At 64.2% G+C, this 14261-nt stretch carries 11 protein-coding genes; 7 read left to right on the top strand and 4 right to left on the bottom strand.

Annotated elements, in window-relative coordinates; translation table 11 throughout:
• Positions 1–129 precede the first annotated feature (129 nt).
• Positions 130–957 (top strand): alpha/beta hydrolase, encoded by an 828-nt coding sequence (locus DDE20_RS09455; RefSeq protein WP_116558226.1) that lies wholly within the window; start codon positions 130–132, stop codon positions 955–957.
• A gap of 100 nt (positions 958–1057) precedes the next feature.
• On the opposite strand, the gene DDE20_RS09450 is transcribed toward DDE20_RS09455, so the two are convergent.
• From DDE20_RS09450 to DDE20_RS09440, 3 genes are all read right to left on the bottom strand, one after another.
• A complete protein-coding gene (locus DDE20_RS09450) occupies positions 1058–1963 on the bottom strand; it encodes a LysR family transcriptional regulator (RefSeq protein ID WP_116558225.1) in 906 nt (301 codons plus the stop codon).
• A gap of 162 nt (positions 1964–2125) precedes the next feature.
• Complete coding sequence (locus DDE20_RS09445; RefSeq protein WP_116558224.1) at positions 2126–3037, bottom strand: AEC family transporter; 912 nt, start codon at positions 3035–3037, stop codon at positions 2126–2128.
• 3 nt (positions 3038–3040) lie between these two features.
• A complete protein-coding gene (locus DDE20_RS09440) occupies positions 3041–5056 on the bottom strand; it encodes an NADPH-dependent 2,4-dienoyl-CoA reductase (protein WP_116558223.1) in 2016 nt (671 codons plus the stop codon).
• Positions 5057–5172: 116 nt separating this feature from the next.
• On the opposite strand from DDE20_RS09440, the gene DDE20_RS09435 reads away from it, so the two are divergent.
• Both DDE20_RS09435 and DDE20_RS09430 read left to right on the top strand, forming a co-directional pair.
• The gene (locus DDE20_RS09435) at positions 5173–6069 is read left to right on the top strand and encodes a DMT family transporter (protein ID WP_116558222.1); all 897 of its coding nucleotides are present in this window, start codon (positions 5173–5175) and stop codon (positions 6067–6069) included.
• 136 nt (positions 6070–6205) lie between these two features.
• Positions 6206–7429 carry a bifunctional alpha/beta hydrolase/OsmC family protein gene (locus tag DDE20_RS09430; RefSeq protein WP_116558221.1) on the top strand — a complete coding sequence of 408 codons (1224 nt, stop codon included), beginning with the start codon at positions 6206–6208 and terminating at the stop codon, positions 7427–7429.
• Positions 7430–7444: 15 nt separating this feature from the next.
• Here the strand turns inward: DDE20_RS09430 and DDE20_RS09425 are convergent, their stop codons facing one another.
• Positions 7445–8068, bottom strand: a complete 624-nt coding sequence (locus DDE20_RS09425) for a hypothetical protein (RefSeq protein ID WP_116558220.1) — start codon at positions 8066–8068, stop codon at positions 7445–7447.
• 669 nt (positions 8069–8737) lie between these two features.
• Here DDE20_RS09425 and DDE20_RS09420 point away from each other — a divergent pair.
• The 4 genes from DDE20_RS09420 (at position 8738) to DDE20_RS09405 (ending at position 14090) form a co-directional block, all read left to right on the top strand.
• Positions 8738–9937, top strand: a complete 1200-nt coding sequence (locus DDE20_RS09420; protein ID WP_116558219.1) for an aspartate aminotransferase family protein — start codon at positions 8738–8740, stop codon at positions 9935–9937.
• Positions 9938–10029: 92 nt separating this feature from the next.
• Positions 10030–10956, top strand: a complete 927-nt coding sequence (gene argF / locus DDE20_RS09415; RefSeq protein ID WP_116558218.1) for an ornithine carbamoyltransferase — start codon at positions 10030–10032, stop codon at positions 10954–10956.
• A gap of 154 nt (positions 10957–11110) precedes the next feature.
• Positions 11111–13117: a M3 family metallopeptidase gene (locus DDE20_RS09410; RefSeq protein ID WP_116558217.1), complete on the top strand. Its 2007-nt coding sequence runs from the start codon at positions 11111–11113 to the stop codon at positions 13115–13117.
• Between the two features lie 178 nt (positions 13118–13295).
• On the top strand, positions 13296–14090 hold the full coding sequence (locus DDE20_RS09405) for a pyrroline-5-carboxylate reductase family protein (RefSeq protein WP_116558216.1): 795 nt from the start codon (positions 13296–13298) through the stop codon (positions 14088–14090).
• The last annotated feature ends 171 nt before the right edge of the window (positions 14091–14261 follow it).

Here is a 14261-nt window from a genome sequence, read left to right as displayed (position 1 = left end):
TTGCCCCTATGTGGCGGGGGCCGTTTTTCATTGCCGCACCGGCAATCCCCCGCCAGCGGCACAGCAGCAAAGATTGATCCGCAGAACATCGCCGCCTATCCTTCGGCTTTTTCACCGAAAGGATACCCGATGCGCTTTGCTTTTCCCCTGATCGCGGCGCTGGCCGCAGCTCCGGCTCTGGCCGAGGAAACGCCGCTGACCCTCTCTGAGGGGATCGCCGCGACGTTGAACATGCCCGAGGGCGAGGGCCCGTTTCCGGCGGTCTTGATGCTGCACGGGTTCGGCTCCAGCCGCGATGAGGTTGGCGGCATGTTTGCGATGGAAGCGGCGGCGCTGGCCGAGGCGGGGATCGCGTCACTGCGGATTGATTTCCGCGGTTTCGGCCAGTCGGGCGGGGACACCGGCCACCATACGGTTGACCGGCAGAACGAGGATGCCGAGATCGGCCTCTCGGCGCTTCTTGCCACCGACGGCGTCGATGCCGAGCGCATCGGCGTGCTGGGCTTCTCCTTTGGCGGCGGCGCGGCGATCCAGCTGGCCGCGGCACGGTCCGAGGTGAAATCACTGGTCACATGGTCGTCGGTGGGTGATTACGACACCGATTTCCTGCAGAGCATGGGGCAGGAGACCTTTGACCGCGCGGCGGATGAGGGGATCGTCGGGCTGGATCTGGGCTGGCGCACCATGGCGTTGAAAGACACGTTTTTCACCAGCCTCTCGCAGCACAATATCCTCGCGGCACTGGCGCAATACAGCGGCCCGTTTCTGGGCATCACCGGTTCCGAGGATTACTATACGATGTATTCCACCCCGATGGCCGGCGCCGCAGCGGGTGCGGATGTCGAAGCGGTGGTGATCGATGGCGCGGATCATATTTTCAACGTCTTTGACGCCGATGCCACCTCGGCCGAGCAGGTGATCACCCTGACCACCGAGCGTTTCGCAAGCACGCTCTAAGCGCAAAAAAGAACTGACCGGCCCTCACGGGTCGGTCAGTCTGCACCTGAGGGCCGGAGGGAAAACGGCCCGAGGTTTCGCGTTACCAGTCGCCTAGGCCTTACCAGTCGTTCGGGCCTTTCTCGGCAAAGCGTTCGACCAGAAAATCAATGAAGGCGCGCACCTTGGGCTGGGTAAATCGGCCCGGCGGGTAGACCGCATAGATGCCCAGCGTGGTTTCCGGCAGTTCGGGGATCACATCCTCGACCAAGCCGCTGGCCATCGCCTCATGATACAGAAAGCTCGGCAGATAGGCGATGCCCATGCCCTTGATCGCGGCGTTGAGCAGTGATTGCCCGTCATTGACCGTCAGCCAGCCGGTGCCGCGCACCTGCCGCATCTCGCCGGAAGGGGCGGCGATTTTCCAGACATTGGCGCTGGCCTGATTGGAGTAATGCAGCAGCCGGTGATCGCTGAGTTCGTCAATCCGCGTCGGGCGTCCATGCTGTTGGAAATAGCGCGGCGCGGCGATCAGACGTTGCGTGCAATGCGAAATCCGGCGGGCGCGCAGACTGGAATCCTCCATCTCGCCGACGCGGATCGCCATGTCGAACCCTTCCGAGATCAGTTCCACATAGCGGTTCTTGAGCACCATATTGACGCTGATATCGGGAAATTCATTGAGAAATTCATCAAGCACCGGCGACAGCAGGCTAACCCCGAAATCGGTCGCCACCGACATCCGCAGCACGCCCGAGGGGGCCGATTGCATGGCGCTGACGATGCTATCCGCCTCACCGGCGTCATTGAGCACACGGCGCGCGCGGTCGTAATAGACAAGGCCGATTTCGGTCGGGCTGACCCGCCGGGTCGTGCGGTTGAGCAACCGCGCCCCGAGCCGCGCCTCCAGCGAGGAGACATGTTTCGAGACAGCGGATTTTGAAATCCCCATTTTGCGCGCGGCGTCGGTAAAACCACCTTGGTCCACCACCGTGGCAAAGGCTTCCATTTCCGTTAAACGATCCATTCTCGCACCTGTCACACTACAAAAGCTGTGTTTCCTTTACACAGGGAAAATGCGGCGGGATTAGGACAGTGCTGCGGTGAACAAGGGACAATTGTTCGCAATGTTGCATCAATCACCTGCCCGCAGCTTGAGTGTCGCGAGACAGGCAAGTGATTGTTTCCGTTATACAAGTGCCTCGATGGCCACGATCCAAAGCGGCAAAGTCAGCGCCGACAGCAGGGTGATCTGCGCCACAACCGTGGCACTTAACATCCGGTCTGCGCCAAAACCTGCGGCCAGCACATGCGCCGCCGAGGCGGTCGGCAGCGCCGCGAACATCGTCAGAATCGAGGTGATCGCAGGGTCAGCGCCGAGCATCAGACAGCCTACCAGCGTCGCCGCGGGCAGCAGCAGCAGTTTGACCCCCGCAAGGATGCCGCTGAACGGGGTCAGCCGCGCCAGCGCCCGCCAGTCCATCGTCGCGCCGACCGAGATCAGCGCAATCGGGATCGCCGCCTGCGCCAGCAATTGCAGTGGCGCCAGAATCAACACCGGCACGCTCAGGCTGGACAGGCCGACGATCACCCCGCCCACCGAAGCCAGCAGGAACGGGTTCAGCGCCACCTTCTGCACCGTCGCCCAGAGCCCCAGATTGCCGCCGCGCGACAGCACTGTGACCGCGAAAATATTCGCCACCGGCACCGCCATCCCTGCGACCACCGCCATCATTGCCGCATCGGCGCGGCTTACCGCAGCAACGGCGACAAAGCCCATCGCGGTGTTGAACCGCCACGCAGTCTGCCATGCGCCGGCAAAATCCAGAAACCGCTCGGGCCCAAAGCGCCGCGCCGCATAGCCTGCCACCAAGCCCAGCGTCAGGATCGCCCAGACCGCGGGGCCGATCACCACCACCCGCGACACATCCATCGGGCGCGAGGCGGCGGCGGTGAACAGGAGCGCTGGAAACAGGATCTCGAAGTTCAGCTTATCCAGACCGGTCCATGCGTTTTCGGACAGACGCCGCCGCACCAGCCCGCCCAGCCCCACCAACAGGAAGCTGGGGATCAATCCGGCAAGAATAGGCCAGAAGATCATGAATTATAGCGAGGCCGCCAGCCGCGCTCCTTGGTCAATCGCCCGTTTCGCATCGAGTTCCGCCGCCACATCTGCACCGCCAATGACATGCACCGAAGTGCCGCTGCCCGCAAGCGCATCGGCCAGATCGCGCATCGGCACCTGTCCCGCGCACAGCACAATGGTATCGACTTCCAGCAGTTCTTGGCCCTGATCGGTGCCCAGCATCAGCCCTTCGGGGGTGATCGCGTCATAGGTGACACCGCCGCGCATCTCGACATCGCGCGCGGCGAGGCTGGCACGGTGAATCCAGCCGGTGGTTTTGCCCAGCCGTTTGCCCAGTTTCTCGGCCTTACGCTGCAGCAAGGTGACCTCGCGCGCCGGAGCGGGCGGGTTCGGCTTGACCAGACCGCCGGGCACCTTGGCGGGGTCGCCCACGCCCCATTCTTCCTTCCATTCGGACAGGTTCAGCGTCGGGCTCTCGCCCTGATGGGTGACAAATTCCGACACGTCAAAGCCGATACCACCCGCGCCGATCACCGCCACGCGCTGGCCGACCTCGGCCCCATGACGCAACACGTCGATATAAGACAGCACATTCGGCCCGTCCTGCCCCGGAATCGCCGGATCGCGCGGCACCACGCCGGTGGCAATGATCACCTCGTCAAACCCTGTCAGCGCCTCGGCGCTGGCCTTGGTGTTCAGCTTCACCTCGATCTTCGAGCGCGCAACGCGGGTCTCGAACCATTCGACCAGCCCGTGGAACTCCTCTTTGCCCGGGATCACCCGCGCCATATTGAGCTGCCCACCCAGCCGGTCGTCTTTTTCAAACAGCGTCACCTTGTGGCCGCGCTCATCCGCCACCATCGCCGCCATCAGCCCAGCCGGACCGGCGCCAACCACGGCCACGCTCTTCGGCGCATCGGTGGGCGTATACTCCAGCTCGGTTTCAAAACAGGCGCGCGGATTGACCAGACAGGTCGAGATTTTGCCCGAGAATGTGTGATCGAGACAGGCTTGGTTGCAGGCGATACAGGGCGCGATATCGGCGGCGCGCCCCGCGGCGGCCTTGTTGACGAAATCGGGATCGGCCAGAAACGGTCGCGCCATCGAGACCATATCGGCGCAACCCTGTTCCAGCAGCTTCTCGGCGGTGTCGGGGTTGTTGATCCGGTTCGAGGTGATCACTGGAATGCCGACATGGCCCATCAGCTTCTGCGTCACCCAGGCAAACCCCGCCCGCGGCACCGAGGTGGCAATCGTCGGCACCCGCGCCTCATGCCAGCCGATGCCGGTGTTGAAGATCGTCGCGCCCGCCGCCTCGATGGCGCTGGCCAGTTGCAGGATCTCGTCAAAGGTCTGGCCGTTGGGCACCAGATCGAGCAGGGAAATCCGGTAAATGATGATGAACTCTGGCCCCACCGCCTCGCGCACACGGCGCACCGCCTCGACCGGCAGGCGCATGCGGTTTTCATAGCTGCCGCCCCAGCGATCCTCGCGCTTGTTGGTGTGCAGGCAGAGGAACTGGTTGAGGAAATACCCCTCGGACCCCATCACCTCGACCCCGTCATAGCCCGCCTCTTGCGCCCGCGTGGCGGCGGTGACGAAATCATTGATCTGCTTTTCAATCCCAGCCTCGTCCAACTCAATCGGCGGGAAGGGCGAGATCGGCGATTTGACCGGCGAGGCGCTGACGCATTCCGGCCCGTAAGCATAGCGCCCCGCATGCAGGATCTGCATGGCGATCTTGCCGCCATTCTCATGCACGGTTGCGGTGACCTTTCGGTGGTTCTCCATATCCTGATCGGTGAACAGCCCCGCAGCCCCCGGATAGACGCCGCCCTCGACACTTGGCGCCATGCCGCCGGTGACAATCAGACCGGCGCCACCCTTGGCGCGCTCGGCGTAATAGGCCGCGACACGGTCCCAATCGCCGCGCTCTTCCAGTCCGGTGTGCATCGAGCCCATCAGCACGCGGTTTTTCAACGTGGTGAAACCCAGATCAAGCGGGGCGAGCATATTCGGGTAGGGGTTGGTCATGGTGCGGGCTCCTGACGGCTGGCATTTGGCGCCAAAGTAAAGCGCTGAGGCGGATTGTCATCCGAAACCTTGCGTCAGCGGTCGACCTTCCGCGGGGTTCATGGGACAAGCCCGCCATGGATGCATGGGTGATCATATCGGTTCTGGCGGCAGCGGTGCAAACCCTGCGCTTCATGCTGCAAAAGCAGCTTAAAGGCTTGGGCCTGTCGACCGGCGGCGCCACCTTCTCGCGGTTCCTATTCGCCGCGCCACTGGCGGTTGCGGCGCTCTTGGCGCTGCTGCTCGGCCTCGGGCAAAGCCTGCCCTCGGTGAATGCGTGGTTCTTTATCTATGCGGTGATCGGCGGGCTGGCGCAGATCCTTGCCACCTTCTGCACTGTGGCACTGTTCTCCAAGCGCAGTTTCGCAGTCGGAATCGCCTTCACCAAAACCGAGACGATTCAGGTCGCGCTCTTGTCTGTGCTTTTGCTGGGCGAAGGGGTCTCACTGCTCGGCTGGATCGCAATCATCATTGGCACCCTTGGCGTGTTGCTGCTGTCGCGGCCGCCCGAGGGCTGGCGCAGCGGCAGGTTCCTCAACGCCGCCACGGGTCTGGGCGTGCTGGCAGGCGCGCTCTTCGGGCTGGCGGCGATTGGCTACCGCGGTGCCACGCTGCAGGTGGATAGCGAGCTGGCGGTGCTCCGCGCGGTCACCGCCTTGGCGCTGGCGACCAGTTTTCAGGCACTGGCGATGACCCTCTGGCTGGCATGGCGCGAACCCGGCGAGGTTGCGCGCGTGGTGCGTTCATGGCGCAAAACCGCATTGGTGGCGCTGACCGGCGTCATGGGCAGCGCTGGCTGGTTCATCGCCTTCTCTTTGCAAAACGCCGCCTATGTGCGCAGCGTCGGGCAGATCGAATTGATCTTTTCGATCCTCGTCTCGGTGCTGGTGTTCCGCGAACGGCCCAGCCTGATCGAGGTCATCGGCATGGGGCTTCTGGCTGCGTCGATCATCGCGATCATCCTCTTGGGCTGAGCGCCTCACTTCGGTTTCATAAGGCGTGCACCGCCCCCGCTTGCGTCACCTTCCCGTGACGCCGCCGCCAAAGGGCTTGCCGAACGCGCCGCGCCAGAACAGCTTTGGTGCAGAGATGAAACCGCAAGGAGCCGCCATGCCGACCGAGAAAATCACCTTTACCGGACACGATGGCAGCACTCTGGCAGCGCGGCTTGATCTGCCCGAGGGCCCGCATCTGGCCACCGCGCTCTTTGCCCATTGCTTCACCTGCGGCAAGGATATCCACGCCGCGCGCCGCATTGCCGCGCGACTGGCGGCAATGGGGATCGCGGTGCTGCGGTTTGATTTCACCGGATTGGGGCATTCGGGCGGCGAGTTTGAAAACACCTCCTTCACCTCGAATATCGCCGATCTGGGGGCCGCGGCGCGCTATCTTGAAGGGCGGGATATGGCGCCCGGCCTGTTGATCGGCCACTCCTTGGGCGGTGCGGCTGTGCTCCGCGCGGCCGATAGCATGGCCAGCGTCAAAGCGGTGGTGACCATCGCCGCCCCCTTCGACCCCGATCATGTGACCAATAATTTCGCCGATGCGTTGCAGAAGATCGAGGTCAAAGGCGCCGCCGAAGTCACCCTTGGCGGGCGCCCCTTCCGCATCACCCGCGATTTCGTCGAGGATGTCAGGGCGGAGAAACTCGCCCCCGCGATCGCCGGATTGCACCGCGCGCTACTGGTCATGCATGCGCCGCGCGATATGTCGGTGGGCATTGAAAACGCGACCAAAATCTTCCTCGCCGCCAAACACCCCAAGAGTTTCGTCACCCTTGATGACGCTGACCATCTGATCACGCGCGCCGAGGATGCCGCCTATGCCGCCGAGGTGATCGGCGCTTGGGTCGGGCGCTATCTCGACATGCGCCAGCCCGCCCCACCGCCCGGCGCGCCCGAGGGCATCGTCCGCGTCACCGAGGTTGATCCCGACGGCTTCCTGCAAGACGTGATCCACGGGCCGCGGCATCACACGCTGGCTGACGAGCCCGAATCCTACGGCGGTAGCAATCGCGGCATGTCGCCTTACGGCTTCCTCGCGGCGGGGCTGGGCGCCTGCACTTCAATGACCATCCGCATGTATGCGCGGCGTAAGAAATGGCCGCTCACCGGCATCAGCGTTGATGTCACCCATGACAAGGTCCACGCGCAGGACGCCGATGGCCGCAGCGGGCCGGGAAAGGTCGATCAATTCAACCGCGTGATCACGCTCGAGGGCGATCTCGACGCCGAGCAGCGCGCGCGGTTGCTGGAGATCGCCGATAAATGTCCGGTGCACCGCACGATGGAGGGCAGCGCGCATATCACCACGAAACTGCGCGGCGACGACTAGGCGCTGGGCGCGGCCTCAACCGGCGTTGGCACGGCGCATGCGCGTGACGAAGCGGCGTAATGTCGCTAGCGCGCTGCCACTATCCACCGGATGTTCGCTGGCCGACAGCACCGAGAGCGTCACGATCCGCCCGCCAATCGGCAGGATCGCGCGGCGGTAGGTCGGATCAAAGCCACTTGGATTGCCGCTATCCTCGATCAGCAACCAGATCGCCGAATTGGCATAGGTCGCCTCATGCACGGTCACATCCGAGGGATCGCCAGTGCGGCTGAGTTGTGCGCGTCCGGCGGTGGTCGCCAGAAACCCGGCCAGCCGCTGCAGCGAACCGGGATCATCGCTCGCGGGGGCAGGCAAGCCGGTGATCGTCGCCGAAAGCACCGGCGCTGGCCGCAAAGTGCCGCGACAGCGCACCAGCAGCACGAAGGCCTCGATGTCGCTCTCGCGCGTCGCCTGTGTGTCGGCGCAATAGCCCACCGGTCCGGTCACCGTCACCGCACCGTCAAGCACGGACAATTGCGTCGGCCCGGCGGTCGGATGCAGCCCGCGCCCCGAGGCATCCTCAAGCGGTTCGGTCTCGACACAGGCGGCCAGAAACGCCGCGGCGGCGAAGAATGCGCTGGCGGCACGCAGACGGATCATCGCGCTACCCGAAGGATGCGCAGCGGGGCTGGCACCGCCGCAAGCGGCTTGGCTGCCGCGGATCTCGGCATCAGAAGGTCAGATTGTAACGGCATCAAAGGGTTCCCACACATCCGGTCGAGAAATAGAGATTGCAGCGCGGCGGGGCAAGTCGCCAAATTGCGTGAGTTTGCCGCAGCTCCAACGACTTGCGCGCCCCCTGCGGTGTCTTTGGAACGCCACCTCGAACGACTGCTGACGCTTTGAAAAACTGAAGCCACGCTCACCAAAACCGCCACGGCGCGCGCCCTGCGCCAGAAATCGCCCCGCACACCAGACCGCAACCCACGCTTTCCCCACCGGTCATCGCGACCCCAACAGGCACCACCTTTGGCCAATAGCCGCCCCGCAAAACGGCCAAGCGCGCCCGCAGAAAACCCAGCATTGCGGCAGCGCCCCCCATAAAACGCGCGAAATCCTCTCGACAGGTCGGTTTTTTCACGCTACCTCGTCGATATGACCAACGTGATCACATCCTCATCTGATCTGCGACGCCGACGCTGACCGCGTCCGCTTGGTTGTGCCTGCGCGTCAGGCCCCACTCCCCCATACGATACCACACCACTGAACAAGATTGACTCGGGTCCATGGCTTCGGCACGAATGGGCTTCGTTTTCCAAGGGAACTCTTATGATTTCGTCTGTCCTGCCCACCTATTCGCGCGCGCCCCTGTCCTTTGTGAAGGGCGAAGGCTCTTGGTTGATCGAGGCAGATGGCCGCCGCTTTCTCGATCTCGGCTCGGGGATCGCGGTGAATGCGCTGGGCCATGCCAATCCGGCGCTGGTCGAGGTGCTGACCGAACAGGCGCAGAACCTCTGGCATGTGTCGAACCTCTACCAGATCCCGCAGCAACAGGCGCTGGCCGATCTGCTGGTTGACCAGACCTTCGCCGATACGGTGTTTTTCACCAATTCCGGCACCGAGGCGCTGGAACTGGTGATCAAGATGGCGCGTAAATACTGGTATGACCGCGCGCCCGAGGGCGAGACCCCGCGGCATAAGATCCTGAGTTTCGAGGGCTCCTTCCATGGCCGCTCCACCGCCGCGATCGCAGCGGCTGGCTCCGAGAAAATGACCAAGGGCTTCGGCCCCTTGATGCCGGGGTTTGAAACCCTGCCTTGGGGCGATAGCGCGGCCTTGGCGGCGGCGCTCGATGACAGCGTCGCAGCGGTGATCGTCGAGCCGATTCAAGGCGAAGGCGGTATCCGCCCGCTGCCCGAGGCCGAGCTGAAAGCTCTGCGCGCCGCCTGCGACAAGACCGGCGCGCTGCTGGTGCTTGACGAGGTGCAATGCGGTATGGGCCGGACCGGCAGGCTCTTTGCCCATGAATGGGCGGGGATCATTCCGGATATCATGATGGTCGCCAAGGGTATCGGCGGCGGCTTCCCGCTGGGCGCGGTGCTGGCCACGGCCGAGGCCGCCTCGGGCATGGGGGTTGGCACTCATGGCTCGACCTACGGCGGCAACCCTTTGGGCTGCGCGGTCGGGCTGAAAGTCACGCAGATCATCTCGGATCCGGCGTTTCTGGATGAGGTCAACCGCAAGGCAGGTCTCTTGCGGCAAAAGCTCGAAGGTCTGGTCGCGGCGCATCCCGAGGCCTTCGAAGAGGTCCGCGGCTCCGGCCTGATGCTGGGGATCAAATGCCGCGCGCCGAACACTGAACTGGTGCTCGCGGCCCGCGACGCCGGTCTCTTGCTGGTGCCCGCCGCCGATAATGTGCTGCGTCTCCTGCCCGCGCTGACCATCAGCGACGATGAGATCGCCGAGGCCGTCACCCGCCTCGAGGCCGCCGCCACTGCGCAGACCGCCGCCCCTAAAGCCGCTGGTTAAACCCACTTTATGCGTTAAATATCCTGGGGGTGAGCAGCTTTACTGCGAGGGGGCAAAGCCCCCTGACCCGCCCCGACATGAAAGCCGAACCTATGCCCCATTTTCTCGACATCCACACCACCACCCCTGCTGACCTGCGCCAGATGACCGATCTCGCCGCGCAGATGAAATCCGGCCGCACCGGGCGCAGCAAGGGGGCTGCGGACGACGAGTTGCCGCTGGACGGGCGTATGGTGGCGCTAATTTTCGAGAAACCCTCAACCCGCACGCGCGTGTCTTTTGACGTTGGCGTGCGGCAGATGGGCGGGCAGACGATGGTGCTCTCGGGCTCGGAAATGCAACTCGGCCACGGCGAGACCATTGCCGACACCGCGCGGGTGCTCAGCCGCTATGTCGATCTGATCATGATCCGCACCTATGAGGAAACCGTGCTGCAGGAACTGGCGGAATTTGCCAGCGTGCCGGTGATCAACGGGCTGACCAACCGCACCCATCCCTGCCAGATCATGGCCGATATCCTGACCTATGAAGAGCATCGCGGCCCAATAGCCGGCAAAAAGGTGGTCTGGGCTGGCGACGGCAACAACGTCTGCGCCTCTTTGTTGCATGCGGCGGGGCAATACGGGTTCGATATGACCTTCACCGGCCCGCCAACGCTGAACCCCGAGGCCGAATTCGTCGAATTCGCCCGCAGCAAGGGCAGCAAGGTCGAGATCATCCGCGATCCGCTCGAGGCGGTGGCGGGCGCCGATCTGGTGGTCACCGACACTTGGGTATCGATGCATGACAGCCAGTCGACCAAAGAGCGCCGCCACAACCAGTTGCGCCCCTATCAGGTCAACGAGCGGCTGATGGCAGCGGCCAAATCCGACGCATTATTCATGCATTGCCTGCCCGCACACCGCGAAGACGAGGTGACCAGCGCGGTGATGGATGGTGCGCAATCGGTGATCTGGGACGAGGCGGAAAACCGTCTGCACGCGCAAAAAGCAGTTATGCGCTGGTGCTTGGGTGTGTGATCCCAAGGCAGCGGCGGAATTATAGGGGGCGTGGCTTGGGGGCATCGAGCCCCCGCGCCCCGCGCGGGCTGCCGCCCTGCACCTGCCCAAAGGGGCGCACGCGCCCCCTTGGAACCCCCGTGGATATTTTAGGACAGATGAAAGGGGCGATGCGGTGAGCAATGCTTTGTTGACGGACTGGGACGGGGCGTTTGGCCTGCCGCCCTTTGCGCAGATTACCGACGCAGATTTCGCGCCTGCCTTCGAGGCGGCATTGGCCGAGGGGCGTGCGGCGGTGGCGGCGATTGCGGGCAATCCCGAAGCGCCCGATTTCGCCAATACCATCGAAGCGCTGGAGCGCGCCGACCGGTTGCTCGACCGGGTGGCGGGGGTGTTTTACAATCTGGTGGGTGCGGATTCGAACCCCGCGCGCGAGGCGTTGAGCCGCGATCTGGCGCCGAAACTCTCGGCCTATTCCTCGGAGATCACCTCGAATAAGGCGCTCTTCGCGCGCATTGAGGCGCTCTGGGCGCAGCGCGACGCGCTCGACCTGAGCGCCGAGCAGCTCCGCGTGTTGATGCTCTACCGGCGGATGTTCCAGCGCGCGGGCGCCGGATTGGAGGGGGCAGACTTGGAGCGAATGGCGGCGGTGAAGTCGCGGCTGGCGACGCTGGGCACCGCCTTCACCCAGAACCTTCTGGCTGATGAGCGCGACTGGTTCATGCCATTGGACGACCTAGCCGGTCTGCCCGATTTCGTCATCGACACCGCCGCTGCCGCCGCGAAAGAACGCGGGTTGGAGGGGCATGTGGTGACGCTGAACCGCTCCTTGATCGTGCCCTTCCTGCAGTATTCCACCCGCCGTGATCTGCGCGAGAAAGCCTATGAGGCTTGGGGCGCACGCGGTGCCAATGGCGGCGAGAGTGACAACCGTGCCATTGCCGCCGAGACTTTGGCGCTGCGGGGTGAGCGCGCCAGTCTCTTGGGCTATGAGAATTTCGCCAGCTACAAGCTGGAAACCGAGATGGCCAAGTCGCCGCAGGCGGTGCGCGAGTTGCTGATGCGGGTCTGGGAACCGGCGCGCAAGACCGCATTGGCGGATGCCGAGGCGATGGCGGCGATGTTGCAGGCCGATGGCTATGCCGGTCCTTTGCAGCCTTGGGACTGGCGCTATTACGCCGAGAAACGCCGCCATGCACTGCATGATTTCGACGAGGCGGCGCTGAAACCCTATCTGTCGCTCGACGCGATGATCGCGGCGGCCTTTGACGTGGCCGGGCGGCTGTTTCGCCTTGAGTTCACGCCCTTGGATGTGCCGCTCTATCACGCTGACGCCCGCGCCTGGGAGGTGACCCGCGATGGCCAGCATATCGCGGTGTTCATCGGCGATTATTTCGCCCGCCCTTCCAAGCGTTCGGGCGCTTGGATGTCGAATTTCCGCAGCCAGCACAAGCTGGGCGGCACCCAGCGGCCGATTGTGGTCAATGTCTGCAACTTCGCCAAGGGCGATCCGGCGCTCCTGTCATGGGATGACGCGCGGACCTTGTTCCATGAGTTCGGCCATGCGCTGCACGGGATGCTCAGCGATGTGACCTACGGGTTCATCTCGGGCACTTCGGTGGCGCGCGATTTTGTCGAATTGCCGAGCCAGCTCTTTGAGCATTGGCTTGAGGTGCCGGAAGTGATTGAGACCCACGCGCGCCACTGGCAGACCGGCGAGGTGATGCCCGAGGCGCTGCGTGACAAGCTGAAATCCGCCGCGACATGGGATCAGGGCTTTGCGACGGTGGAATTCGTCGCTTCGGCGCTGGTCGATCTGGAGTTCCACGACGGCGCGCCGCCCGCCGATCCGATGCAGAAACAGGCCGAGGTTCTGGAGAGTATCGGCATGCCCCCCGCGATCCGCATGCGCCACGCGACGCCGCATTTCGCCCATGTCTTTGCCGGTGACGGATATTCGAGCGGCTACTACAGCTACATGTGGTCCGAGGTGATGGACGCTGACGCTTTCGCCGCTTTCGAGGAGGCGGGGGATGCCTTTGATCCTGCCTTGGCAGCGAAGCTGGAGGTGTTGCTGTCATCCGGCGGGTCGCAGGAGGCCGAGGCGCTCTATACCGCGTTTCGCGGACAGATGCCGGGGGTTGAGGCGCTGCTCAAAGGGCGCGGGCTGGTCGAAGCCTAAAGCGAACTATGGTGCCAAGGGCGGTGCCGAGCCGCCGGGGTGGTGCAAAGCGCCGCCCTGGGGGGGGCGGGTTGGCGCTGCCCGGCGGGGGGCGCCGGGCGAAGGCTTGAGGTTGCGGGGCTGGAGATCAGGACGCTTTCCTGCGACGCTACAGGGATAGCGGCAGAGCGGGGGAGAAATGGCGCAGGCACTTAACAACATCGGCATCATCGGCGGCAGCGGCATGCTGGGGCGGGCGATCTCATTGGCGCTGCTTGGCGCGGGGGCGCGCGATCTCTGGCTCTCGAACCGCAGTGGCAGGGCGGCGGAATTCGACGCGCGACCCGAAGTGACAATCACCGCCGACAACCAAGCCTTGGTCGCGGCCAGCGAGGTGGTGATCCTCTCGCTACCACCGGCGCAGATGCAGGGCTTCACGGTGGACGCGCGCGGCAAACTGGTGATCTCGGTGATGGCAGGGATCAGCGCCGCGCAGATTGCCGCGGCCACCGGCAGCAACCGGGTGATCTGCGCGATGTCCAGTCCTGCGGCGGAGTTCGGCTTGGCCTATTCGCCGTGGTGGCCTTCTGCGGGCGTCACCGAGGCCGACCGCACCCGCGTCACCGCGATCTTTGAAGCATGCGGCAAGACCGATGCGCTGCCCGACCAGTCCCAACTGGCGATCTTTACCGCGCTGACCGGTCCGGTGCCGGGGTTCGTGGCGTTCTTTGCCGAGTGTATGGCCGCCTATGCCAAAGGGCAGGGCGTGCCCGAGGCCACCGCCGAGCGCGCGGTCCGGCAGTTGTTCCTCTCGGCGGGGCAGATGCTGGAGGCCGGGCCGCAGAGCGCCGCCGAGCATGTGCAGGGCATGGTCGATTACGCCGGAACCACCGCCGCCGGATTGCTGGCGATGCACGAGTCGCGGATTGCCGAGGATATCGCGGCGGGGCTGGACGCAGCGGTCGCACGCACGCGGCAGATGGGCGAAGGGTAATCGCCTAACCTGCTACAGAGCTATCAATGCGGGGCGGGTCGCGATCACCGCCTTTCAAAGCCGCGCATGATGCAGGGCCAGGCCTCTGCCCCGGCTGAAACCCCGCGCCCTGTCCCCCGCTGTTACAATTCGTTGCAATTGCGAAAAACTACCGCAAAACTCGCAGGTCAG

The organism is Pararhodobacter oceanensis (genome assembly GCF_003076755.1).
In the GTDB taxonomy this organism is placed as follows: Bacteria; Pseudomonadota; Alphaproteobacteria; order Rhodobacterales; family Rhodobacteraceae; genus Pararhodobacter; species Pararhodobacter oceanensis.
This window is presented reverse-complemented; position numbering and strand designations above follow the sequence as displayed.